Origin of the sequence: Citrobacter sp. wls619 (assembly GCF_005281345.1) — a bacterium.
Lineage (GTDB): Bacteria > Pseudomonadota > Gammaproteobacteria > Enterobacterales > Enterobacteriaceae > Citrobacter.
Window position 1 is genome coordinate 35588 of the sequence record NZ_SZXJ01000042.1, and the last position, 22860, is coordinate 58447.

Genomic DNA, 22860 nt, shown 5'->3' on the forward strand with positions numbered 1-22860 from the left:
ACCCAGTGCATTCATGGATGCTAAATATCTTATCCATCACAGGGACAGGCCGCTTCACACCGTTGATTAAAGTTATGTAAATGTAAATTATTTACACTTTGCAATGATTGTAATTGCTAGTGATTATCATTTATTGTACGCAGGCAAAAAATGAGCCCCTGCTCGGGTCACTGTACGTTCCAATTACGCTGGGATATAAACGATGAATGCTCTGCCTCGCACTGGACTGCGCCGTATCACGCTTGCTTCTGCTCTGCTCCTCTCTGTCAGCCTGCCGGCTTTCGCCCAGGATGCGTTAACGCTGTATACCACCCGTGAACCGGGCCTGATTCAGCCCCTGCTTGATAGCTGGACGAAAACCAGCGGTATAAAAGTCAGCACGGTCTATATCAAAGACGGCATGCTAGAACGTGTTAAAGCGGAAGGTAAAAACTCCCCTGCCGACCTGCTGATGACCGTTGACGCCGGGAACCTTATCGATTTAGTCGAAGCGGGTGTGACACAACCCGTAGAATCAGAAGCACTGAAAGCGGCTATTCCGGCCAATCTCCGCGGTGCAGATAACCAGTGGTTTGCGCTGTCTATGCGTGCGCGTGTGTTGTACGCCGAGAAGTCAATGCCAATTGATAACTGGCATTACGAGCAACTCGCCAACCCTGAGTACAAAGGTAAAGTCTGTATCCGTTCCGGACAACACCCGTATAACACTGCATTGATTGCCGCCATGATCGCGCATCACGGCGAAGCAAAAACCGAAGAATGGCTGCGGGGCGTGAAAGCGAATCTGGCACGTAAAGCGACTGGCGGCGACCGTGACGTTGCCCGCGATATCCTCGGGGGTATTTGCGATATTGGCCTGGCGAACTCCTATTACGTCGGCCATATGAAAAATGCCAAAGAAGGCAGCGATGCGCGTCAGTGGGGCGATGCAATTAAAGTCGTTAAGCCAACCTTTGAAAATGGCGGCACGCACGTCAATATCAGCGGCGCTGCAGTAGCACGCTATGCCCCCAATAAGGCCGATGCCGTTAAGCTGATGGAATATCTGGTTTCCGCACCTGCCCAGCAGCAGTACGCGAAAGCGAACTTCGAATACCCGGTACTGAAAGGTGTCACTCTCGACCCAGTGATCAACGCCACAATTGGTGAGATCGACGTCGATAAAATTCCGTTAACCGAAATCGTGAAATACCGTAAACAAGCAAGTCTGCTGGTAGATAAAGTTGGATTCGATCAATAAACCTCTGCAGTTTCCGACGTTACGCGGCCTGGTTTCCGGGCCGCAGTCATTATTAACGCCGTTGCACCTTGGGGCGCTTTGCATTGCGCTTGGCGTCCTGACTCCCATCATTGCGCTTATCTGGCAAGCTACCCAGTCGGATTTATCGCACTGGGACAATCTCATTACGTTTGTGCTACCTGCAGCATTAAAAAATACCGTACTGCTGTTAGCCGGTGTGGCCGTGTTGGTTGGCGTGATTGGCGTAGGCAGCGCCTGGGCCGTCACAGCATGGGACTTTCCTGGACGTAAGATCCTCAGTTGGGCGTTACTGCTGCCGCTGGCGATGCCAACCTACATCGTCGCCTTTGCCTGGCTCGATCTGCTGCATCCGATCGGCCCTCTGCAAACCTTTATCCGCTTCCTGCTGGGCTTTGACAGTCCACGGCAGTTCCGACTACCGGATTTGCGTTCGCTTTCCGGCGCGATTATTTTGCTCGGTTTAGTGCTCTATCCTTACGTCTATCTGACGACCCGTGCCACCTTTATCAGTCAGCCGGCCCATTTACTGGAGGCTGCCCGCACGCTGGGATGCAGCGCTGCCGGGACGTTCTTCCGGGTCGCCCTGCCAATGGCGCGCCCGGCACTGGCTGTCGGCATCAGCCTGGCACTTCTGGAAACGCTCAACGATATTGGCGCATCGGAGTTCCTCGGCGTACAAACGTTAACCGTTACCGTCTACACCACGTGGATCTCTCGCTCTGATTTATCCGCCGCCGCTCAAATCGCCTGCATGATGCTGATGTTTATCTTCTTCATTCTGACGCTGGAATTTTACGGACGCAGAAAGCAAGGATTCAGCAGCCGCAGCCTGCGGGAAATCCAACCTACTCGCGTGCACGGCTGGCGTGGCTGGCTGCTTGGCGCTGTCATTTCGCTACCGGTTATATTGGGCTTTGTGGCCCCGGTTCTCTTTTTGATGTGGGAAAGTGCCAAACGCTTAGGAGACACGAGCCCGCTGTCCGCCTCGTTGCTTTCAGCATTACAAAATACGCTCTTGCTGGCAGCAGGCACCACGCTGGTGGTGATTTGCGTCAGCTTGCTGGTAGCCTGGAGCGCACGCCATAGCGCGGCAGATAACGCGATGCCAGGCTTTCGTCGTGGCGTGATGCGTCTGGCCTCCCTCGGTTATGCGGTGCCCGGAACGATTCTGGCGATTGGTTTTTTGCCCCCAGCGATGGCTGTCGATCGTTGGCTGGCCGACTTACTGGATATTCGCGGGTTGCCGCTGATGTCTGCCGGTATTTTATTGGTCATTTGCTGTGCGATGCGCTTCCAGGCAATTGCCATCGGCGCGCTGGACTCCGGTCTGGGCCGCATCCCGCCGTCACTCGAACAGGCTTCACGCTTGCTCGGCGAAAACGGTGCCGGAACATTTGCCCGCGTTCATTTTCCGTTACTGCGTCCGGCATTAGTGAGCAGCGCATTGCTGGTTTTTGCCGATGCGATGAAGGAACTGCCAACCACGCTGCTGTTGCGCCCGGTAAATTTCGAAACGCTGGCCACTCTGCTGTATGCAGAAGCAGCCCGCGGAACCTATGAAGAAGGCGCGATAGCCGCGCTGCTGATTGTTTTAGCAGGTACACTGCCCGTTATATTGTTGGTGCGTCATCAGATGACTCGCCGTGGTTAAGAGAGTAACAATGTCAGAAATCGCATTACGACTCCAGGACGTGCACGTTGCCTACGGCAACAGCCAGCACCCGGTCCTGAGCGGATTCTCAATGTCGGTACGCAAAGGGGAAATTGCCTGTCTGCTTGGCGCTTCAGGCTGTGGGAAAACAACGGTGTTGCGTGCAGTTGCCGGTTTTGAACGACTGCAGTATGGAGAGATCTATGTCTCAGAGCGGCGTATCGCTGGCCCCGGCGTTCATTTGCCACCGGAAAAACGTCATGTCGGCATGGTCTTTCAGGAATACGCCTTATTCCCTCATCTGACAGCGCAACAAAACGTGGCCTTCGGTTTACGGCGTATGCCACGCGAAGCGCAACAGGCCAGAGTGACAGAGCTGTTGAAAATGGTGGAATTGCACAGCCATGCTAACCACTACCCCCATGAGCTTTCTGGCGGGCAGCAGCAGCGCATCGCGTTAGCCCGCGCGCTGGCGCCACACCCGGAAATTTTACTGCTGGATGAGCCCTTCTCCAGCCTGGATAAGCGCACACGCGAACGCCTTGGTAATGAGGTTCGGGATATTTTACGGGCTGCCGGCCAGACCGCGCTGCTGGTTACCCACAGTGAGCACGAAGCTCAGTTGATGGCGGACCATATCGGTTTTGTGAAAATGGGTCAGTATCAGCTTAAAAAAGCGGCCCACCAAAGCCAGGGCTAAGAAAGAGCCGCGTAGTGACATCGCTAATGCGTCTGCACCAGACTGATATTCACCGGCATCCCGGAACGGCGTTCCAGCGCCTGATTCCCACGATTCACATCCACGTCATTCCCGCTGATAAACGTACGCAAAACGGGGGTGACGGGCAGCGGAACCTTTCTGTCAGATTCATATTCGGAGCGATTGCGGGACAGCGGTTCATGAACCTCAACCCAATGGCTACCGTCTGGCTCGGTGCTGAATTTTACCGGTCGGTCAATAATCTGAACACGCGTGCCAACCGGCACAGTATCAAACAGGTATTTGATGTCGTCATTACGCAGACGGATACAGCCCTGGCTCACGCGTAGCCCAATACCGAAGTTGGCATTAGTACCATGAATGGCGTACAACCTGCCGATATAGATAGCGTACAGTCCCATCGGATTGTCTGGCCCGGCAGGCACAAACGCCGGTAAGCTTTCCCCACGAGCAGCATACTCCCGCCGGGTATTTGCCGTGGGCGTCCAGCTTGGTGCTTCCTGTTTACGTTCGACCGCCGTGACCCAGTTGCGCGGCGTTTCCCTCCCGGCCTGCCCAATACCAATAGGTAACACCTCTACCGTATTGGCGCCCTCAGGGTAATAGTACAGCCGCATTTCCGCGACGTTGATGACGATGCCTTCACGTACGGTATCAGGCAATATCAATTGTTGTGGCACCACCAGTGTGGAACCCGACTTTGGCAGAAACACATCCACACCAGGATTGGCTTCGAGCATGTTGCTCAATCCCTGTCCATACTGTGCGGCAAAAGCCTCCAGAGGCTGAGTGTTACCAGCGGGTATTGTTATCGTCAAAGGACTTCCCACCAGGCGGCTGCCCTCAGGAGGCAATGGGTAGCTCACCGCCTGCGATCCCTGACTCGCGAGCAGCATAACAAGAGCACACAGCAGTTTTACACGACGCATCTTTTTCCTTTCCTTCGTCGCAGCAGACATCCGTTAAGTATAGCTTTTTTTATCTGTTTTAGGGGGTTACGACGAGAATGCACAGAAAAAACCCCGCCTTAAAGCGGGGTCGTGGGCGGCTACGCTTCTTTGCCATCCGGTAATACAATATTACTGGCAGCTAACTGCCCCATATTGCTATACATCGCGCAGGCAGCTTCAACAATGGGCATCGCCAGCGCGGCACCACTGCCTTCGCCTAAACGCATTCCCATGTTGAGATACGGCTCCAGTTCCAGGTGCGCCAGTGCAGTACGAGCGCCCTTCTCGGCGGAGAAATGCGACGGGATCAGATAAGGTTTAATCTCCGGCGCTATCTGACAGGCAGCCAGCGCCGCTGAATAAGACAGGAAACCATCCAGGATGACCGGCAGACCACAAGACGCCGCACCCAACATCACCCCCGCCATACCGACAAGATCAAAACCACCCACTTTTGCCAGCACATCAATACCATCACGACTGTCTGGCTGGTTGATGGCAATGGCCCGGCGAACAACATCGACTTTATTTCCTACCCTTGAGAGCGGAAGGTTAGCACCAATACCCACCACATCCTCGGCATCGCTACCGGTTAACACACTGACAATCGCCGCCGCAGGCGTGGTGTTTGCCATGCCAAGCTCACCGACACCAAACAACGTTACACCATCATCCGCCAGTTCTCGGGTATACCGAATCACTTCCAGCAGCAGCTCTTCGGCTTGTGAGCGGCGCATTGCCGGCCCTTGTGCAATATTGCCGCAACCGCGCGCGACGCGCATGTTCACTACGCCAGGAATGAGTTCGGCGTCAATTCCCACATCAATCACATGCACCTTTGCACCAGCCTGAGCGGCCAGCACGCAGACGCCGGTCGTTCCGCGCGTCATATTGGCCGCCTGAATCGCCGTCACGATCTTAGGCGAAACAGCAACACCTTCATCCCACACGCCGTGGTCGGCGCACATCACCAGCATCGCTTTCCCCCCGACATGCGGCACGCCTTTCAGGCCTGGCATACCGGCCAGTTGCACAGCGAGAGATTCGAGTCGCCCAAGGCTTCCCGGCGGCTTAAGCAGGCCATCAATATGTTGCTGCGCGCGCAGCATTGCAGCGCTATCGGGTGAAGGGATCGCGTGAAGTAAAGAGGATAAAGTCTGCATAAGGGTTCCAGTATGTTGACTGACTCAAAGCAGAGCCAGCAGGAAAACCAACTCGCCAAGTTCAATGGCCGCACCCAGCGTATCGCCGGTTTGCCCACCTAACGTGCGTTTTAGTAACTGCCCAAGAATGAAGATCGCCACCAACGTAACGACCAGTGCTGCCACACCGCGCATGCCAGGAAGCAGGACGGCCGCAAGGATCGCCGTGAACCCCAACGTGACACAGGTTTGTCGCCCACTCACTTTGCCAATAAAGACATTTCCCAGCCCCTCTTCTCGGGCATAACGGTGTCGATACATCAGCAAAACAGCGCTACCCCGCCCAGCAACGCAGGCTGCAGCCAGTGCCGCCAGCATCGGCGTCCCGCGCAGCGCCAGTTCGCTCACCACCAGCACTTTGGCCAGTAGCACGAAGATCAGCGCCAGTCCGCCATGAGTCCCGAGTCGACTGTCGCGCATGATTTCCAGCATCCGCTCGCGTCGACGTGCAGAAAAAATGCCGTCACAGGTATCCGCCAGTCCATCAAGGTGAAAACCGCCGGTCAGCAGCGCCAGCGCCAGCACGGCAAACAGGGCGGCCAGAGGAATACCACACCAGGGTTGCAGCACCATAAAGACCAGCCCCGTTAGTCCCCCCAGCACAACACCTATAAGGGGGAACATGACGATACCGCGTGAATAATGCTCAAAATCCAGCCCTTGCGACCAGCGCGTTGGAACGGGCAACCGACTGATAAAAGAGAGCATTGCCCAGAACAACTTACTCATTTAATTTTGACTCCAATTCCTGATACCACCAGCCAGACCTCATCCGCTGCCGCCGCCAGGCGTTGGTTAACACGTCCGGCAATATCGCGAAAATGCCGTGCCAGACGGTTCTCCGGAACGATCCCCATTCCCACTTCGTTAGTGACCAGCACCACCTTTGCCGGGCAGCACTGACAGGCTGCGATCAGCGAACGGATTTCATCTTCGATGGACTGCTCCATCGCCGCATAATCCCAACTGTCAGGATCGCTGTCACCGCCCAGCGCAAACAACTGGTTGGTCACCATCGTGGTGATACATTCCAGCAGAATGGCTTCCTGCGGATCGTTCGCCGCCGTGATCAGCTCATCAAGATGTTGCCAACGCTCAGCAGTACGCCAGTGTGCGGGACGCCCATCGCGATGGTGCTGAATACGTGCTGCCATCTCCTCATCAAAAATCTGCGATGTGGCGATATACAGCACCTGGGGGAAATCGGCAATTAACGCTTCCGCATGTCGACTTTTTCCGCTGCGGGCACCGCCAGTCACCAGAATCATCATAATGGCTCCTGGTGCTGCTGCATGATGGTATAAATTTTCTCAATATCGATGTGTTGTCGCATCGCATCCGCCAGCAGATCAAACTGCTGCGATTTATATTGCGCGTATTGGACGGTGGAATCCAGCGCGGTTAGCCCTTTGCGTTCACGCAGACCGTTGACCAGCGCACGGGTGAATTCATCACTGTCAAACAGACCGTGCAGATAGGTACCCATTACCAGTCCGTCTGAGCTCACCGCACCATCAGCCATAGCGCCACCGTTTTTATGCAGCGTCATGACGGGCTGGCAGTTTTCTGTTAATTGCGTTTCACCCATATGAATTTCATAACCGCGTACGGATAGCTCCGCGACACCCGCCAGCCAGTCCGGCAGCGTAGAAGACATCACCCCTGCCACCTGGGTCGTCGTTTTATGCTGGGCAAAATGGGTCACGATATTCAGCAGCCCGAGCCCCGGCAGCGTGCCGAGTCCTGACTCCACATCATCAATGATGGTGTCTCCGAGCATCTGGTAGCCACCGCAAATTCCGATCACCGGTACACGCTGACGGTGTAATTGCAACACGCCGTGGGCTATACCGCTTTCACGTAACCAGACCAGATCGCCCAGCGTATTTTTACTGCCCGGCAGGATCACCAGATCGGCTCCCGCCAGCTCCTCCGGGTGGCGCACATAGCGCACACGAACATCCGGTTGAGCGGCAAGCGCGTTGAAGTCAGTAAAGTTAGAGATATGCGGCAGTTGGACTACGGCTATCTCAATATCTCGCTTATCCGTGCGTACGTACTTCCCTTTTTGCAGTGCGACGCCATCCTCGTCTTCGAGATCCACGTCCAGCCATGGCATCACGCCCAACACCGGAACGCCGGTCAGCGCCTCAATTTGTTCAATGCCGGAATACAACAACGCCACATCACCGCGAAACTTGTTGATGATGACGCCTTTGACTCTGGCGCGTTCATGGTCGTGCAGCAGCGCCAGTGTGCCGTAAATGGAAGCGAATACCCCACCACGATCGATATCCGCCACCAGAACGACCGGGCAGCGCGCCATCTCCGCCATCCCCATATTGACGATATCGCGATCGCGCAGGTTGATTTCTGCCGGGCTGCCCGCCCCTTCCAGCACGACAACGTCAAACTCCTGCGCCAGACTGTTATAAACTGAAATAATCTGTTCACGCAGCCGCGGTTTGTACTCGTGGTAACTGACCGCATCCATATCGGTTGCCACTTTGCCCATCAACACGACCTGTGCTTTACGATCGCTGGTCGGTTTAAGTAGCACAGGGTTCATACGCACATCCGGCGTTATCCCTGCCGCCTCCGCCTGAAATATTTGCGCGCGCCCCATTTCCTTTCCTTCCGGCGTAATGCCAGAGTTCAACGCCATGTTCTGCGATTTGAACGGCGCGGTACGCAATCCATCCTGATAAAAAATACGACACAGCCCGGCGACGAGTACGCTTTTGCCAACATCAGATGCCGTTCCCTGCAACATTATTGCCTGCGTCATGACGCCTCCTTCAGCGCGTTCTTTCGCATACAGCTAAAAAATTCAGCCTCTGTTTTACACAACGGGAAACCCAGCTCGGTGTGCAATTTCACCAGCCATGGCGGAGTTAGCCCGGCTTGTTCAATAAGATCGGTACGGGCGAACACGTCACCCGGCGTACCGTGCGTCAGCACTTCTCCGCGACGTAAAACGTACACCGCATCGCTGACTTCATAGATGAGATCGATATCATGGCTGGAAATAACCACATGATTTCCCTGCGCCACAATGCGTTTGATAATCTCGATCATCTGCGTACGCCCTGATGGGTCGAGACCGGCGGTGGGTTCATCCAGTAACAGATACTGCGCTTGCAGCACCAGCGCCCCCGCAATCGCCACGCGTTTTTTTTGTCCGTGGCTGAGACACTGAATGGGCTGATGGCGAAAATGTTGAGCATTGACCAGCGTCAAGGCATCGTCCACCCGACGGGCAATTTCAGCCTCGTCCACGCCCAGATTACGCAGGCTAAATGCGATGTCACTGTCGATATCGGTATAAAAGATTTGCTGATCGGGGTCCTGAAATACCGTTGCCACCTGCTGACGTAGCGCCAGCAGGCCGCGCTTGCTGTAATCCAGTGGTTTTCCTTGCCACATCACTGCCCCCTGTTGTGGGCGCAGTAAACCGCTCAGGTTCATAAACAGCGTGGACTTCCCGCAGCCATTGGCCCCCACCAGTCCGGTGACGGCATGTTGAGAAAAGTCCAGCGTTAGCCCTTTGAGAATCGGGTCATCCTGGTAGCGAAACCAAAGCGCTGAGGTGGCAAGCATACTTTTCCTTACAGGTGAAAATCACCCTGATACAGTTTGATATCCAGTGTGGTGGTCATTTGCTGATAACGGATCAACACGCGGGTAAACAATAATCCCACCAGCATCGCCAAAGAGCGATAGCCCAACGGCAAGCTACGATAACCAAAACGCAGCGTTTGTGCGCGATGAATGGCGAGTGCCTCGTCTAACAGGATAAAAATAAATCGCCAGGTCAGCAGAATCAGCTCGGTCATCAGCCGTGGGACATGTGCACGTTTAAGCAAGATAATTAACTGCGGAAACGGTAAATTCAGCACCAGCCAAAACGTTGCCGCCAGCGCCGCAAGGCTGCGCCAGAAGGTTTCATTGGCGGTGACCAGCCCTGGCGCGCTCACGCCTAACCAATAGCTTCCCACAGGGATGCTAGCCAGCAGCGTCTGCGGATCGCGGCTAAAACTAAACAGAATGGTCACCACGCCAACCGTCAGAAAACCAAACGGTAATGCCATCCAGCGGCACCAGCGCCAGAAAGAAACCCGCAGTAGCCAGCAACTGAGTGCCGCTATCAGCAACATCTCAATACCCTGCCCCAGCGGGGGCAGAGTAAAGGCCAGAATCATCATCACCAGCCAGAGCAAGAATTTTCGCTGCGGTGAGACATGAAACCAGCGGCTCTGGTAGCTCAGCCTGTCAAGCCCGGTCATCACGGCGCTGCCTGCCCTTGGTATAACCCAGGATATAGAAAATCACGGCAGCCCCCAGCGAACCCTGTAGCGTAAACAGCAGGCTTTCAATTTCGCCGCTTGCAGGTTCATACAATGGCTGGAACCACGGCTCATAATGTGGCGCGATAGCCTGAATCTGGCTTTCCGCTTCACCGTCCGAACCGCCGTATTCTCCGCCGTGGTTGATGAAAAACGGCAGGACCACCAGCGCAACGACCATCCCTAATAAAATCAGCGTCTTTTTCATCGTTAATGTCCTTGTGCGGTAATCAACTGGCGTTTGGTTAACTGGTCATAAATCATCACGGTTAGCAGCCCCTCAGCGATCGCAATTGGAACCTGCGTCAGACAGAAAATACCCATGAATTTGATAATTGATCCCATCGCCCCCGCAGAGGGATCCGGGAAGGCGACGCCCAACTGCACAGAGGTGACGAAATAGGTAACGAGGTCTGCCAGCATGGCGCACAGGAAGACGCAAACATCACGACGCAACCCCGCGCGACAGGCCATCTTCCACACCATATACCCAACAACCGGGCCGATTACCGCCATCGACATCCCGTTCGCGCCAAGCGTTGTTAAACCGCCGTGAGCCAGTAACAGCGCCTGGAACAACAGGACGATTGCACCGAGAATAGCCACCACACCCGGCCCGAACAGGATAACCGCCAGCCCCACCCCTGTCGGATGTGAGCAGCTCCCGGTAACGGAAGGTATTTTTAGCGCTGACAGGACAAAAATGAAGGCTCCGCACAGAGCTAACAGGACTTTTTGGTGGTTATCTTCCTGCACGATCTGGCGCAGACGCACTAACCCGTACCACAGACAAGGCAGAAACAGCAGCCACCAGGCCAGCGCCCACATCGGTGGCAAAAAGCCTTCCATAATGTGCATCGCAAACGCCTGCTCAGGAACAATCATCAGTAATAGTGCCGCAGCTAACCCGCTGAAAGACAGCTGTTTGAGCTGTTGTTCAAGCTTCATTGTGCATACTCCCACTGTTTATTAACCAGAATGGTTGAGAAATAAGGCAGCTGCTGATCGTCGCTCACTTCATTCAGATGGCGCCAGCACTGCTCACCTGGCAGCGTGGCTTCAGACATCATCAATGCGCAGTCCAGCAAGCCTTTTTGTTGCAGCAGCGCTTTGATGCGCGCAAAACGACCGTACACCTTCATCAGCACCAGGCTGTCATGCTGTGTTAAAGCATGCTGGATTTCACTTTCCGGCGCGGTACAGGAGACCACTGCCAGGGACTGTTGCTCCATAGCAAGCGGCGTTTTTGAACGTGCCGCAATCGCGGCAAACGAGGTTACACCCGGTACAATTTCCAACCAGTCAGGGCAGCCAATACGCTGGAGTAAAAAGACCCAGGTGCTGAACAGCATGGCGTCGCCGAGCGTGATAAAGCCCACCTGCTTACCGGCTTCGACTTCCTGAACCAGCGCGGCAGCAACCTCATCCCATACGGCCTCTTTTTCAGCACTGTCGGCACTCATCGGGAAATGGCAGCAGCGGACTTCGGTCTGCTCACCGATATACTCCCGCACAATCGATAACGCAAGGCTGTCGCCACCTTTACGTCCGGCAGGCGCATAGAGAATATCGAGATGACCCAGCGTGCGTGCGGCCCGCACGGTGATAAGATCGGAAGCACCGGGTCCGGTGCTCAGCGCATACAATTTGCCACTCATGCTGCTTCCTCCAGCGCGACATTAAGCGCCTGCTGTAAATGTGCCACAAACATGGCACGAACCGCCGGATTCTCACCCAGACCGCTGAGCCACGGCGTAGCCGGAATGCCTGCTGCGTTAAACAACGTTTTCCACGAATCCTCTTCATCGGAGGCCATATCATTGATAGCGTGGTCGCCTGCAACCAGCATTAGCGGCATAAGATGAACCGCCGTCACGCCTTCCTGACCTAAGCTTTCGATCAGCACCTCAACTTCCGGGTAGCTTTCCACTGCACCTACGCGAGCCGGGAAGCGCTGCGCTGTCATCATGTGATCGAGACAGGCATAAGCAGCAAAGGCGTGATGACTGGCGCCGTGGCCCATAAACACGACTTTTTCACGCTCACCTAACTGCGGCATCTGCTGTTGCAGCGCCAGCATCAGTTGTGCGTAATCATCGTGACTGCTCAACAGCGGCACCCCCAGAGTCAGACGTGAAAACAGCGGGCGCATACTTTGCACTTCACGAACAATTTTCTCGTATTCGTCACCATTAATGATGTGCAGCGACTGAATAGCTACATCCTGATACCCCTGCTCCGCCAGCTTTTGCAGCGCCTGCAGCGGCGTATCGATCTCAATGCCGTCCCGCTGTTTGAGCTTGCGGATGATCATCCCGGAGGTAAATGCCCTGAACAGATCTCGGTCGGGGCAACTGGCCGCAAGATCGCGCTCGCAGGCCACAATATTCTTCTCGCAGGTGTCGTGATAGCTGGTGCCAAAGCTGACCACCAGAAGCGCCTTTTTCATCTCTTACTCCTTAAGCAGCGGCCAGCCAGCGCGTTAAACGCGCCCCAAATGCGGCCTGACTTTCCAGTAATTCTTCTCCCGTCACCAACGGTGCCGGGCGTGTAATCACGATGCAGGGAATACCTGCATCCAGACAGGGCTGAACTTTTTCCTGATAACCCCCTTCCGCGCCTGACGCTTTGGTGATCATCACATCCGCCCGACACTGGCGATAAAACGCGGCATTGAACTCGGCGCTAAACGGCCCACACAGCGCGAAGATCTCACCGACGCCAAACCCCAGATCCGCGCACTGTTGAATCACCTCTGGCACAGGCAGTACACGTGCCAGCAGCGTTTTTTCAGGCAACCCTTCGCGCCAGATGGCCAAATCTTTACTGCCGGTCGTCAGCAGCACCCGCTCGCCAAAACGACGTGCTGTTTCACATGCTTGCTGGATGCTCTGTACGGTGTGCAGATGCGGGTGAGTTAAATCACTCAACTGTTCAGGTCGCTGATAGCGGCTCAACAACACGCCGGCCGCTTCACAGGCGTTCATGATGTTGCGGCTCACCACTTCGGCATACGGATGCGAGGCGTCGATCACCCAGCGCGTCCGGTTTTCCTGCAACCAGGCAATCATTTGTTCGCGCTCCAGACGCCCGCAGCGAACCTGGCCTTTGATGTCACCCGCCAGTTGCTTACCTGTCGGCGTCGCCACCGACAGGGTATAAGCGACATTTGCCGCATCCAGTTGCTGGCACAGCATGCGCGCATCGCTGGTGCCGCCCATAACCAGCACGTCACCGTAATTCACAGCACATAACCCCGTGGTGTAATCATCAGCCCATCCTGTACGTAGGTGGTTTTGTTGCCGACAATCACCAGACTGGTCATATCCACCGGCTCAAAATCCATATCACCGAGCGTAGTCAGCCATTTTTCCTGCTTTTTACGACCGGCCGACTTCACGATACCTACGGGTGTTTGGGCGCTCTTGCTGGCGGAAAGCAGTTCAAATGCACGCGCCAGATGTCCTTCACGACCGCGACTGCGCGGGTTGTAGAAACAGATAACGAAGTCAGCTTCACCGGCGGCAATAATGCGTTTTTCAATTACCGGCCACGGCGTTAGCAGGTCACTCAGGCTGATATGGCAAAAATCGTGCATCAGCGGTGCGCCAAGCAATGAGGCGGCGGCAATACTTGCCGTCATCCCAGGGATCAGCCGAACCTCAACATCCAGCTTTTGCTTGCTGACCAGCTCAAGTACCAGCCCGGCCATACCGTAAATCCCGGCGTCGCCGCTGCTAATCAGCGCCACGTTGTGGCCAGCCTGCGCCAGTTCGATCGCGGCCTGGCAGCGTTCAATCTCTTTGCACATCCCGGTTTTGATCACCTGCTTATCGCCGGTGAACGCCTTTACCAGATGGGTGTAGGTTTTATAGCCAACAATGATTTCCGCCGCCTGGAGCGCTTCAACGGCTTCCATGGTCATCATTGCCTGCGAGCCAGGGCCAATTCCAATTACGCTTAACATCAGTGTGAAACTCCCAAAGTGATCGTGACGCCCTGTTCGCGCAGGGTCTCGCCTAACAGTTGTCCGTGGCTCAGCAGCCAGGCTGCAGGACCGGAAACGCTTCCTGTCCCCACCGTTTTGCGAACAAACGATGAGGCCGGAAAACGGTGTTCATGCTCACGCAGCGCGTCAGCGGTAAAGGTTTCGAAAGGCACGCGGCAACAGGAGGCCAGCTGGATAAGCCCCTGTTCGTCTTTTTTCAGCGTGATGCTGCCAATTGCTTTTAACGCCAGCGGGTCGAGGCGCTGGGCTTCGAGTTGGCGTGCCAGCAGCGCAGCTAACAGTGGGAACGGCGTATCCCGACGACAGCCAATTCCGGCAACCACTCGCTGCGGTACCAGCTTCCAGTGCACAACGGGCAGTTCCGGCAGGTTGTTGCGCAAGGTAATACAAATCAGCGCATCCAGTTCAGGCAGCTGATTGAGATCGGTCACCGTGATAAATCCACGGCGGTCGCAATGGCTGACGTCCTGTGCCAGTTCGTCGTCCCACCACAGACCAACCCGTTTGTTGCTGACCAGCATCTGGTTAATGATTTTGACCGCCGAGCGGAAATCATTCATACGGGCATTTAATTGAAACGCCAGTGTGTCCAGCGCCGCCATATCGTTAACATCCGTCGCGGTAGTAATGACCGGGTCAGCCCCCAGCATTCCCGCCAGATAACGCGCCAGTGCGTTAGCGCCCCCCGCATGACCGGAGAGCAGGCTAATGACATGCTGGGCACGTTCATCGATGACCACCACCGCCGGATCGCAAAATTTGTCGTTGACCAGCGGAGCCAGCACACGCACGGCAATGCCGGTTGCACCGATAAAAATCAGCGCTGAGTAATTCGCAAACGCATCGCGCGCGGTGTTAGCAAAACCGTTGTCGAAAGGAATAAATCCCTCCTCCAGCAGTTTTTCACTGGTGAAACAGGTTACCGGCAGCATCGCCGCCAGACGTTTAGCAAGCACAACGCCGCCGGGGGTCAGGCAAAATAGCGCGAGTGATTCAGGCTTTACGGTATTCATGGCTAAAATCCGCCGCATAGAGTTTGGAGTAGTGATACTCCGAGCCCAGGAAGTTACCGACCAGAATGAGCGCCGTTTTACGGATCCCTGCGTCGCGAACTTTGTCGCCAATATCTGCCAGGGTACCGCGCACGGTCTGGCTTTCCGGCCAGGTTGCCTTGTAGATCACCGCCACTGGCGTGGCCGCCGGGTAACCGCCTTCAATCAGACGCTCAGCAACCCGGTGGATGCGTTGGACGGAAAGATAAATCGCCATCGATGTCTGGTGGCTGGCAAACGACTCCAGTTGTTCACGTTCCGGTACCGGCGTGCGACCTTCCAGACGGGTAATGATGAGACTCTGCGATACTTCCGGTACGGTATACTCGACACCCAACTCCGCAGCCGCCCCCAGGAATGCGCTAACGCCTGGCACCACCTGCCAGTTGATCCCGCGTTTGGTCAGCTCTTCGCCTTGCTCACGCACAGAGCCATACAAGGAAACATCACCGGTTTGCAGACGCACGACGGTTTTACCGGCCTTCACACCGGCTTCCATCAGATCAAGGATCTGCTCCAGATGCAGTTCGGCGCTGTCATGGCATTCCGCTCCGGCCGGGCAATATTCCAGTAATTCAGTGTTAATCAGCGATCCGGCATAGATAACCACCTGTGCCTGCTGGAGCAACCGGTAACCTTTGAGGGTAATCAGCTCGCGATCGCCAGGACCTGCGCCAACAAACCACACACTACGGGGATCAAAAATCTCAGACATGGGTTCCTTCCTTCTGACAGGCGATAACAAATACGGGGTTATTCGGTTTGAAATAGTGACCACTACCCAGCGTGGCAAGTGAGGAAACCTGCAGTTGCAGGCAATCCACACCCTGAATGCCAAGGTGGTCCAGATGAGCCAGAGCGGTGTTGAGGTTTTCCTGAAGGATAAACGTCATCACCAGTCGCCCTGCGGGATGTAACTGACGCATTGACCAGTCGATTAGATCGGTCAGATGGCCGCCGCTACCGCCCATGAAAATGGCATCGGCTTTTTCCGCAATCGTCATCGGCGCGATACCGGGAAAAATATCGATGTTTGCACAGGCAAAATGCTGACGGTTTTCGTCCAGCAGCCTGAGTGCATCCGGATTACGCTCGATCGCCGTGATACGCAGCCCTGGATATTGCAACGCCGCCTCAATCGACACGCTGCCGGTTCCCGCGCCGATATCAATCAGATGGCTGGCGCGGTGTAATTCAAGTTTTGAGAGGGCGAGTGCACGTACCGCTTCTTTGGTCATCGGCACTTTCTCTCCACGTAGAAAAAGCTCATCTTTCATCGAGGATCACCACTGCATTCATGTCATAGTCGGCTGTAATTTCGCTCACAGGCAGGCAGTGGATACGCTCATTGTCCATCGCCAGGTTTTCGCCAATCACCATCCAGCGATGTCCTTTGCCTCTGGCCACCAACTGCTGTGCAATTTCACGCGGGCCACACAGCGCGTCGGTCACCATCGCCACCTTGTTATGTCGCGCCAGTTCATCAAAACAGACACTGCGACCATGGCTACTGGTGAGCCACATGTCGTTCATATCAATACCAGCTTGCGCACACAGATACTGAACGGCGCTAATACCGGGAATAATGCGCACATTTTCAATACCAAAATGCGCCACCATCCGCGTGCCAATGCCGTAGAACAGCGGGTCGCCGGAGGCCAGTACCACCACGTTTCGCGCCTGATGTTCGCCGATCCAGTGCAATAGCTCCGGAATATTGGCGCCAAGAGCAAACCGTTCACCGGCAAAATCCGGGAACTGCTGCAGATGTCGCTTGCCACCGACCAGCACGTCGGCCTTTGTAACCGCGTCGCGCGCCACCGGCGTCATCAAATGCAACCCAGCGGGCCCCATCCCTACAACGGTTAACATTCCATCTCCTCTGCGATCTCCGCGACCGGACGATTGCTGCCGAGGACCTGATTATCAAAAGAGAACATGATGGCGTCGCAGGTCGGGGGATTTTTCGTAAAACGCAGGGTTTGCAGGACGCGCATACAAATACGCTTCGCCAAGTGGTTGTAAATGTGTTGAAAACCGTATGCTTCGATATGTTCCATCGCAGCTTCGGTCGTGTCACAGTCGCTGACCAGCGTCAGCAGTTCCAACGGCGCGCCAAGTAATGCGAGGTGAGCCACCAGCGTTTCCATGCGGGCATCAGCGATATGACTGTGGGTATGGAAGATCCCTGCCGCGATTTTGATAAGTTTGCCGGGATGGCCCACCAGCACGATCTGGCGGAATCCCAGGCGCACCGCTTCTTCAATCATGTAACCGACAAAGTTGCTCATAGTGACCACAACCTGTGTGTCGATCCCCATCTGTTCACGCACAAAACGTTCGCCGTGATTACCCGGTACCAGTACGACGCGATCCAGCCCTGCCGCACGTTTGATCTCCAGCTCCAGCGATAGCGAACGTTTCCAGCTCTCTTCCGACATCGGCGTCACAATGCCCGTGGTACCAATGATCGAAATACCGCCCAGAATCCCCAGACGCGAGTTGTAGGTTTTTTGCGCCCGTTCTTCACCTTCAGGGGCAAAAATCTCGATGTTTGCCCCGCGATTTGGTCCAATCGCTTCACGTACTGCGGACTCAATGGTCTGACGAGGTGTCCGGTTAATCGCCGAACTGCCCACCGGTAAACCAATTCCTTTACGGGTCACCGTACCGACACCTTCACCGCCCTGTAAGACGATCTCTTTGCTATCGTCTAACGTCACGCGGGCAAAGATCAGCATCCCATGCGTGGCGTCCACATCATCACCACCATCTTTGCGGATGGCGGCAATCGCCTGCTGCCCTTCGATATGCGGTGACTCCACGTTCAGGCATAACGTCACCCCGGAAGGAGTCACAATGGAAACCTGATGGATCAGATGCTGGCGCAGCACCATCAACGCAGCGACTTTTGCCGCCGCCGTCGCACACGATCCCGTGGTGTACCCTTTACGCAGCGCTTTACCGTTGTGCCACACTGGCGTATCGAAGGACTGGTCGCTCATCGCGCCCCCTGCATGTGATAAAGCATGGCATTGACAATAGCGGCAGCGACGTTACTGCCACCTTTGCGACCTAATGCGGCAATGGCGGGCAGATGACTTTGTGTCAGTGCGTCCTTCGACTCCGCCGCGCCAACAAATCCTACCGGTACGCCAACCACACCGCTGACAGGTGCATCATGCTCCAGCAGGCGGAACAACGCGGTTGGCGCGTTGCCAAAGACAAACAGTTTTTCGCCTTCTTCCTTCACGGCAATGTCGACTGCAGCCATTGAACGCGTGATCCCCTGTTCTTTTGCTGCCCGTACCACACGTGGGTCGCTGATGTAACAGCGGCATTCGCCACCGAATTTTGCCAACAGGGTTTTGTTGATCCCGGAAAGCGCCATCGTGGTATCGGTATAAATCACGCTCGGGCGACTCAATGCAGCGCAAAACTGTTCCAGCACATCACTGGAAAACCACAGAATGTCCAGCCAGTCGAAATCCGCGGTGGTGTGGATCACCCGCTTGATGATGGCTTCATGCAACGGACTGGCAAACTGATAATCCGGGCGGGTTTCACTGATAATCTCGCCAATGATGTCGAAACTTTTGGCCTCAATTGCTTGAGGTTGCTGGATATAGTGCATTTTGTTGTCCTCAGGCGACACCGAACCACAGCCAGCGCAGCGCCATAAAAAGCGCCAGTGCCAGGGTCGATGCTACCCACATCAATCGAATCGTTTGGGAAATGTCGTCTACAGAAATGTCTCGTTGTTGATCGCCAATCCACGGTTTCTCAACGCGCTCGCCGAAGTAGTCATTGGGTCCCCCCAGGCGAATACCTAATGCGCCAGCCACAGCAGCTTCCGACCACGCGCAGTTTGGGCTGCTATGGTTGTAGCGATCGCGCCAGCCAATCTGCAAAGCGCGTGCGCCGTCCTGGCGGCATAAAAACGCCGCAACACCCAGCAACAACCAGCTCAGTCTTGCCGGAATAAAGTTAGCAACATCGTCCAGACGGGCGCTGACCATGCCGATAGCACGGTACTTTTCATGTTTGTACCCCACCATTGAATCGAGGGTATTCACCGCTTTGTAGGCCATCGCCAGCGGCGCACCGCCCAGAAAGAGGAAAAACAGCGGCGCGATGATGCCGTCAACGGTGTTTTCCGCCACGGTTTCTACCACGGCGCGGTTGATCTGTTTTGGTTGCAGCTGTGAGGTATCACGTCCCACAATCCAGGAGAGTTTTTCCCGACTTTCGGCGAGATTATTGGCACGCAATGGACGCTCAACATCCAGCGCAGCATTCGCCAGACAACGCCCCGCCAGCACGGTAAAGATCATCCACACCTCTACGCCCCATCCCAGCCACGGGTGAATGGAATTCGCCAGCGTCAGCACCCCCCAGGAAACGCCCCATGTCACACCGACCACCACGATCCACATTACGGCACCGCCGATTCTCAGCGTGCTATCACTATGGCAATAACGCCGAATGACTCGCTGGACTGCGGAGATAAGGTTGCCAATCCAGCGCACCGGGTGAGGCCAGTTCTGCGGATCGCCAATGATAAAATCCAGCAGCCAGGCAACGCACCATGCGAGTATCGTCATAGCGCGTTCCTCGCAGCGGTCAGCCAGTGATTGAGCATTTCGGGACGCTGGGCAAAATGAACGTGCAGATAACTGGCGAAGGTATTTCCGACCTGCCATCCACCTGACCAGGCCTGCAGCGTTTTGCCATCACGCACCTTGCGGCAATTCATCACTGCCGGGATTTCAGGGGTAAAATCGGAATAGTGGAATTCATGTCCGCGCAGGACTTCACCAGCCGTTGCCAGCAATGTTTGCTGTGTAGCTTGTGCCTCGCAGTAGCCAAACCGGGTCAGCCGTTTGCCCATTTTGCTGTGCCCAGGAATGATATCCGCCATTAGCCAGCGCTCGCCGTTGCTGTCCTCCAGTGAGCTACCGAGATACATCAACCCTCCGCACTCTGCATAAATAGCGACGCCACGCTGATGCGCCGCTCGCAGTTGCTCCAGCATGGTGACATTACGGGCCAGGGCCGCAGCATGCAGTTCCGGATACCCACCGCCTAACCAAATCATCTGGCAGTCCGGTAAGCAGGTATCGTGCAGCGGGCTAAAACGAACAATGTTGAGGCCTGTACGCGCCAGTAACGTAATGTTATCCGGATAATAAAAGTTGAACGCCTCGTCATCAGCAATGGCCAGCGTTAACCCTGCGCCTGCGTCTGCAGCAGGCAGTGCGGGCCATTCACCGACAGGAAGATTGTTTGACGCGCTTAAGGCCAGCAGCGCGTCGATATTCAACGTCTGTTCCAGCGTCGCGGCAAAATCCTGCCACGGCTGCTGGTTGATAACTGACTCACGAGCGGTAACCAGACCCAGATGACGTTCAGGGAGCGCGACACCCTCCATGCGGGGAACGTAGCCTAATACAGGCACGGAGCAGTAACGCTCAATCGCAACTTTGAGTAGCTGGTAATGTGTTTCGCTGTTGACCCGATTAACAATCACGCCTGCAATGTTCAGACTCGGATCAAAATGCTGGAATCCCATCACCGTGGCGGCTATCGAAGTGGAAACCGCCTTACCATCAACCAGCAAGATGACCGGGCAACCCAACTGTTTCGCCATCGCCGCAGTACTGCAGTAATCAGGGTCTGTGCCATAGCCGTCATATAACCCCATAACGCCTTCGATAACGGCAATATCCGCGTGCTGCATCTGCTCGCAAAATAAGGCATTCAGTGTAGAGGTGGGTAGCATGAAGCTATCAAGATTGCGGGAAGCTGTGCCGCACACCGCGGTGTGCCAGCCAGTATCAAGGTAATCAGGACCGACTTTGCATGGCTGGACGCGTAAACCGCGCTTTTTCATCAGGCTCAACAAGCCCAGTGTCACCGTGGTTTTGCCACAGCCGCTACCGGTACCTGCAAGAACAAATGCGTGAAAACTGGCCGCCATACCCTGATCCTGTTCAGGGTGGTAGGGGTGTATAGATACCCAGTCTCTCGACTGTATGCATCTGCGCAACCCACTTCCCACCGAAGTTGTTGGTAGTCACCGACAGGCAGGTCTTCTGGCTTAGCGTCGTCCTCGCCCGTCCTTCCCAATCTTGCGATCAGTGGTCTATACGGGGTCGTCAGCATCACAGCAGCGGGGGCTGCGGGGGATTCTCACCCCCTTCCCTACCACAAATGTGGCAAACCTGTCAGTTCAAGAGCCGACTTAATTTGGCTCTTTGTCTTGAGGCAAATTCACGACCTCATGACAATAATTCAATTTAATATCTTGCCGGGTACATTCAACCAATGTTATGGCCTCACCCCGTTTATTCATATGTTCATTTTTTGAATGAAAGCGTCATTAAAGAATAAAGAAAGTCTTTCACACAGACACTGTATCTCATCACAAAAATAAAAACTGGTGCAGTTTATCCCTCAAATACTATTATTTTGTTGCGCTATGACAATTTATTGACTGCTGTAGTTATTTTTCATTTTATAATGACTGACATAGCGTACGATATCAAAAATCGGCAATAGCAAATTATTGCTATTTAAGCTGTCTCTTCAGATGAGATGACATTTATTTGCTGACGGAAAGCCTGCGGCGTAACCTGGTACGTTTGACGGAATACTTTGCAAAAATAACTGGTTTGTGAAAAGCCTAAATTTCGCGCAATACTGGCGATGCTCCAGTCGCTATGACAAAGTAACTCTTTGGCGCTCGCCATTCGCTGTTGATTTACCCATGCGTTAAACCCTATCCCCTGATATTTTTTGAACAATTTGCTGAAATAGTAAGGACTGAGATAAACGTGAGAGGCAACATCTTCCAGACGCAGCTCGTCTGATAAATGCGCATCAATATAACGCAAGGCTTTCTTCATTTTACTGTCATGAGGGTTCGGGCTACGATTAGCCCGCACCGGCTCTGACTGTTGCGGATTGTCTTTGATTACGACGAAATTCAGTTGTTTTTTAAGACAATTTTCCACAATGAGCTTTAGCAAATCCGCGGAAGCAATAACCCGCGAATAGTCCATTTCCGGTACATTACGAAACTCACTCACCAGTTCGGGATCGGCTTGCCAACGGTCGTCCACGTTCAGAATATCCACCAGCCCCACGTCATTACTTAAGCGCACCTGACCACATAAGACAAACCCTACCAGATGTCCCGCAATGACCAGCGGAATGGAGAAGTCGGTAAGTCCGGCATGGCAGCGATAAATGCAGGGTTGATCGGATTTTGAAGCTTCCAGTCCCCCACAGCGATCGCTCATACGACATCGCGTACTATGTTGAGGATGCTGGCGCATCAACTGGCAAAAAGGGGTGAAATTAAAAAGCTCAGAAATTTCATCACCGTGAATATTGACAACCACAACAGCCAGACTGGTGGCCTGCGCAAAATCCTGTGCGATTTTATTAATGAGTTCTGAGTTCAGGGCACTCGCAGAAATCATGATAAAACCTCTCAGTTAATTTATTGTTATAAATAAAACATATTATTTACATCCGCTTTTCATCTCGCTATCCAAAGCAATGATAAAAGGCGTATTCGAACATAACAAAAGTCTCCCATTCTTGGGAGACTTTTTAAGCGGTTCAGGAAACCTGATCACGAAAACAGTTATTACATTTCAA

The 22860-nt window shown here is 54.5% G+C and carries 25 protein-coding genes and 1 riboswitch; of the genes, 3 read left to right on the forward strand and 22 right to left on the reverse strand.

Annotated elements, in window-relative coordinates; translation table 11 throughout:
* Positions 1-202: 202 nt before the first annotated feature.
* Genes FDX19_RS08255 through FDX19_RS08265 form a run of 3 tightly spaced genes read left to right on the forward strand, consistent with a single transcriptional unit; the run spans position 203 to position 3612 of the window.
* Positions 203-1240 (forward strand): extracellular solute-binding protein, encoded by a 1038-nt coding sequence (locus FDX19_RS08255; protein ID WP_137382344.1) that lies wholly within the window; start codon positions 203-205, stop codon positions 1238-1240.
* Positions 1224-2912, forward strand: coding sequence for an iron ABC transporter permease (locus FDX19_RS08260; protein ID WP_137382345.1), 1689 nt, complete (start codon positions 1224-1226; stop codon positions 2910-2912). The genes FDX19_RS08255 and FDX19_RS08260 overlap by 17 nt, the downstream gene beginning before the upstream one ends.
* A 10-nt stretch (positions 2913-2922) precedes the next feature.
* Positions 2923-3612: an ABC transporter ATP-binding protein gene (locus FDX19_RS08265; RefSeq protein WP_137382346.1), complete on the forward strand. Its 690-nt coding sequence runs from the start codon at positions 2923-2925 to the stop codon at positions 3610-3612.
* A 23-nt stretch (positions 3613-3635) separates the two neighbouring features.
* Here FDX19_RS08265 and ldtA read toward each other — a convergent pair whose 3' ends face one another.
* The 22 genes from ldtA to pocR all read right to left on the reverse strand — a co-directional run bounded on the left by ldtA (position 3636) and on the right by pocR (position 22679).
* Entirely contained in the window at positions 3636-4562 is a 927-nt protein-coding gene (gene ldtA, locus FDX19_RS08270; protein ID WP_137382347.1) for a L,D-transpeptidase, read from the reverse strand.
* Between the two features lie 119 nt (positions 4563-4681).
* On the reverse strand, positions 4682-5746 hold the full coding sequence (cobT, locus tag FDX19_RS08275; protein ID WP_137382348.1) for a nicotinate-nucleotide--dimethylbenzimidazole phosphoribosyltransferase: 1065 nt from the start codon (positions 5744-5746) through the stop codon (positions 4682-4684).
* A 24-nt stretch (positions 5747-5770) separates the two neighbouring features.
* Complete coding sequence (cobS, locus tag FDX19_RS08280) at positions 5771-6514, reverse strand: adenosylcobinamide-GDP ribazoletransferase (RefSeq protein WP_137382349.1); 744 nt, start codon at positions 6512-6514, stop codon at positions 5771-5773.
* Positions 6511-7056 carry a bifunctional adenosylcobinamide kinase/adenosylcobinamide-phosphate guanylyltransferase gene (gene cobU, locus FDX19_RS08285; RefSeq protein ID WP_137382350.1) on the reverse strand — a complete coding sequence of 182 codons (546 nt, stop codon included), beginning with the start codon at positions 7054-7056 and terminating at the stop codon, positions 6511-6513. The genes cobS and cobU overlap by 4 nt, the downstream gene beginning before the upstream one ends.
* Positions 7053-8573: a cobyric acid synthase gene (locus FDX19_RS08290; RefSeq protein ID WP_137382351.1), complete on the reverse strand. Its 1521-nt coding sequence runs from the start codon at positions 8571-8573 to the stop codon at positions 7053-7055. The genes cobU and FDX19_RS08290 overlap by 4 nt, the downstream gene beginning before the upstream one ends.
* Positions 8570-9385 (reverse strand): energy-coupling factor ABC transporter ATP-binding protein, encoded by an 816-nt coding sequence (locus FDX19_RS08295; RefSeq protein WP_137382352.1) that lies wholly within the window; start codon positions 9383-9385, stop codon positions 8570-8572. Before FDX19_RS08295 ends, FDX19_RS08290 begins: the two co-directional genes overlap by 4 nt.
* Positions 9386-9393: 8 nt before the next feature.
* Positions 9394-10071 carry an energy-coupling factor ABC transporter transmembrane protein gene (locus tag FDX19_RS08300; protein WP_137382390.1) on the reverse strand — a complete coding sequence of 226 codons (678 nt, stop codon included), beginning with the start codon at positions 10069-10071 and terminating at the stop codon, positions 9394-9396.
* Positions 10058-10339: an energy-coupling factor ABC transporter substrate-binding protein gene (locus tag FDX19_RS08305; protein ID WP_137382353.1), complete on the reverse strand. Its 282-nt coding sequence runs from the start codon at positions 10337-10339 to the stop codon at positions 10058-10060. Before FDX19_RS08305 ends, FDX19_RS08300 begins: the two co-directional genes overlap by 14 nt.
* 2 nt (positions 10340-10341) lie before the next feature.
* Entirely contained in the window at positions 10342-11079 is a 738-nt protein-coding gene (gene cbiM, locus FDX19_RS08310) for a cobalt ECF transporter S component CbiM (RefSeq protein ID WP_137382354.1), read from the reverse strand.
* Entirely contained in the window at positions 11076-11789 is a 714-nt protein-coding gene (locus tag FDX19_RS08315; protein WP_137382355.1) for a cobalt-factor II C(20)-methyltransferase, read from the reverse strand. Before FDX19_RS08315 ends, cbiM begins: the two co-directional genes overlap by 4 nt.
* A complete protein-coding gene (locus FDX19_RS08320) occupies positions 11786-12580 on the reverse strand; it encodes a sirohydrochlorin cobaltochelatase (RefSeq protein ID WP_137382356.1) in 795 nt (264 codons plus the stop codon). Before FDX19_RS08320 ends, FDX19_RS08315 begins: the two co-directional genes overlap by 4 nt.
* Before the next feature lie 10 nt (positions 12581-12590).
* Positions 12591-13376, reverse strand: coding sequence for a cobalt-precorrin-6A reductase (locus FDX19_RS08325; protein ID WP_137382357.1), 786 nt, complete (start codon positions 13374-13376; stop codon positions 12591-12593).
* The gene (locus FDX19_RS08330) at positions 13373-14098 is read right to left on the reverse strand and encodes a precorrin-3B C(17)-methyltransferase (protein ID WP_048211983.1); all 726 of its coding nucleotides are present in this window, start codon (positions 14096-14098) and stop codon (positions 13373-13375) included. The genes FDX19_RS08325 and FDX19_RS08330 overlap by 4 nt, the downstream gene beginning before the upstream one ends.
* Entirely contained in the window at positions 14098-15153 is a 1056-nt protein-coding gene (cbiG, locus tag FDX19_RS08335; RefSeq protein WP_137382358.1) for a cobalt-precorrin 5A hydrolase, read from the reverse strand. Before cbiG ends, FDX19_RS08330 begins: the two co-directional genes overlap by 1 nt.
* Positions 15134-15907, reverse strand: a complete 774-nt coding sequence (locus FDX19_RS08340) for a cobalt-precorrin-4 methyltransferase (protein WP_137382359.1) — start codon at positions 15905-15907, stop codon at positions 15134-15136. Before FDX19_RS08340 ends, cbiG begins: the two co-directional genes overlap by 20 nt.
* Positions 15900-16469, reverse strand: coding sequence for a decarboxylating cobalt-precorrin-6B (C(15))-methyltransferase (locus FDX19_RS08345; protein ID WP_137382360.1), 570 nt, complete (start codon positions 16467-16469; stop codon positions 15900-15902). Before FDX19_RS08345 ends, FDX19_RS08340 begins: the two co-directional genes overlap by 8 nt.
* Positions 16459-17064 carry a cobalt-precorrin-7 (C(5))-methyltransferase gene (locus tag FDX19_RS08350; RefSeq protein ID WP_137382361.1) on the reverse strand — a complete coding sequence of 202 codons (606 nt, stop codon included), beginning with the start codon at positions 17062-17064 and terminating at the stop codon, positions 16459-16461. The genes FDX19_RS08345 and FDX19_RS08350 overlap by 11 nt, the downstream gene beginning before the upstream one ends.
* Positions 17058-18197, reverse strand: a complete 1140-nt coding sequence (gene cbiD / locus FDX19_RS08355) for a cobalt-precorrin-5B (C(1))-methyltransferase CbiD (protein ID WP_137382362.1) — start codon at positions 18195-18197, stop codon at positions 17058-17060. Before cbiD ends, FDX19_RS08350 begins: the two co-directional genes overlap by 7 nt.
* Positions 18194-18826, reverse strand: a complete 633-nt coding sequence (locus FDX19_RS08360; protein WP_040231934.1) for a cobalt-precorrin-8 methylmutase — start codon at positions 18824-18826, stop codon at positions 18194-18196. Before FDX19_RS08360 ends, cbiD begins: the two co-directional genes overlap by 4 nt.
* Before the next feature lie 10 nt (positions 18827-18836).
* Positions 18837-19796, reverse strand: a complete 960-nt coding sequence (gene cbiB / locus FDX19_RS08365; RefSeq protein WP_137382363.1) for an adenosylcobinamide-phosphate synthase CbiB — start codon at positions 19794-19796, stop codon at positions 18837-18839.
* On the reverse strand, positions 19793-21172 hold the full coding sequence (locus FDX19_RS08370; protein ID WP_137382364.1) for a cobyrinate a,c-diamide synthase: 1380 nt from the start codon (positions 21170-21172) through the stop codon (positions 19793-19795). Before FDX19_RS08370 ends, cbiB begins: the two co-directional genes overlap by 4 nt.
* A gap of 87 nt (positions 21173-21259) precedes the next feature.
* A riboswitch (cobalamin riboswitch) is annotated at positions 21260-21435 on the reverse strand.
* 332 nt (positions 21436-21767) lie between these two features.
* A complete protein-coding gene (gene pocR / locus FDX19_RS08375; protein WP_005123057.1) occupies positions 21768-22679 on the reverse strand; it encodes a regulatory protein PocR in 912 nt (303 codons plus the stop codon).
* Positions 22680-22860 lie beyond the last annotated feature (181 nt).

Bases quoted from the DNA above. Each gene is read 5' to 3' on its own strand.
- FDX19_RS08305 (WP_137382353.1), bottom strand. From the start codon at position 10,339: ATGAAAAAGACGCTGATTTTATTAGGGATGGTCGTTGCGCTGGTGGTC.
- FDX19_RS08265 (WP_137382346.1), top strand. From the start codon at position 2,923: ATGTCAGAAATCGCATTACGACTCCAGGACGTGCACGTTGCCTACGGC.
- cobT (WP_137382348.1), bottom strand. From the start codon at position 5,746: ATGCAGACTTTATCCTCTTTACTTCACGCGATCCCTTCACCCGATAGC.
- cobS (WP_137382349.1), bottom strand. From the start codon at position 6,514: ATGAGTAAGTTGTTCTGGGCAATGCTCTCTTTTATCAGTCGGTTGCCC.
- cbiD (WP_137382362.1), bottom strand. From the start codon at position 18,197: ATGAGCGACCAGTCCTTCGATACGCCAGTGTGGCACAACGGTAAAGCG.
- FDX19_RS08295 (WP_137382352.1), bottom strand. From the start codon at position 9,385: ATGCTTGCCACCTCAGCGCTTTGGTTTCGCTACCAGGATGACCCGATT.
- FDX19_RS08350 (WP_137382361.1), bottom strand. From the start codon at position 17,064: ATGTTAACCGTTGTAGGGATGGGGCCCGCTGGGTTGCATTTGATGACG.
- FDX19_RS08360 (WP_040231934.1), bottom strand. From the start codon at position 18,826: ATGCACTATATCCAGCAACCTCAAGCAATTGAGGCCAAAAGTTTCGAC.
- FDX19_RS08300 (WP_137382390.1), bottom strand. From the start codon at position 10,071: ATGACCGGGCTTGACAGGCTGAGCTACCAGAGCCGCTGGTTTCATGTC.
- FDX19_RS08340 (WP_137382359.1), bottom strand. From the start codon at position 15,907: ATGTCTGAGATTTTTGATCCCCGTAGTGTGTGGTTTGTTGGCGCAGGT.
- cbiM (WP_137382354.1), bottom strand. From the start codon at position 11,079: ATGAAGCTTGAACAACAGCTCAAACAGCTGTCTTTCAGCGGGTTAGCT.
- FDX19_RS08255 (WP_137382344.1), top strand. From the start codon at position 203: ATGAATGCTCTGCCTCGCACTGGACTGCGCCGTATCACGCTTGCTTCT.
- cbiG (WP_137382358.1), bottom strand. From the start codon at position 15,153: ATGAATACCGTAAAGCCTGAATCACTCGCGCTATTTTGCCTGACCCCC.
- FDX19_RS08330 (WP_048211983.1), bottom strand. From the start codon at position 14,098: ATGTTAAGCGTAATTGGAATTGGCCCTGGCTCGCAGGCAATGATGACC.
- FDX19_RS08315 (WP_137382355.1), bottom strand. From the start codon at position 11,789: ATGAGTGGCAAATTGTATGCGCTGAGCACCGGACCCGGTGCTTCCGAT.
- ldtA (WP_137382347.1), bottom strand. From the start codon at position 4,562: ATGCGTCGTGTAAAACTGCTGTGTGCTCTTGTTATGCTGCTCGCGAGT.
- cbiB (WP_137382363.1), bottom strand. From the start codon at position 19,796: ATGACGATACTCGCATGGTGCGTTGCCTGGCTGCTGGATTTTATCATT.
- pocR (WP_005123057.1), bottom strand. From the start codon at position 22,679: ATGATTTCTGCGAGTGCCCTGAACTCAGAACTCATTAATAAAATCGCA.
- FDX19_RS08320 (WP_137382356.1), bottom strand. From the start codon at position 12,580: ATGAAAAAGGCGCTTCTGGTGGTCAGCTTTGGCACCAGCTATCACGAC.
- FDX19_RS08345 (WP_137382360.1), bottom strand. From the start codon at position 16,469: ATGAAAGATGAGCTTTTTCTACGTGGAGAGAAAGTGCCGATGACCAAA.
- cobU (WP_137382350.1), bottom strand. From the start codon at position 7,056: ATGATGATTCTGGTGACTGGCGGTGCCCGCAGCGGAAAAAGTCGACAT.
- FDX19_RS08370 (WP_137382364.1), bottom strand. From the start codon at position 21,172: ATGGCGGCCAGTTTTCACGCATTTGTTCTTGCAGGTACCGGTAGCGGC.
- FDX19_RS08290 (WP_137382351.1), bottom strand. From the start codon at position 8,573: ATGACGCAGGCAATAATGTTGCAGGGAACGGCATCTGATGTTGGCAAA.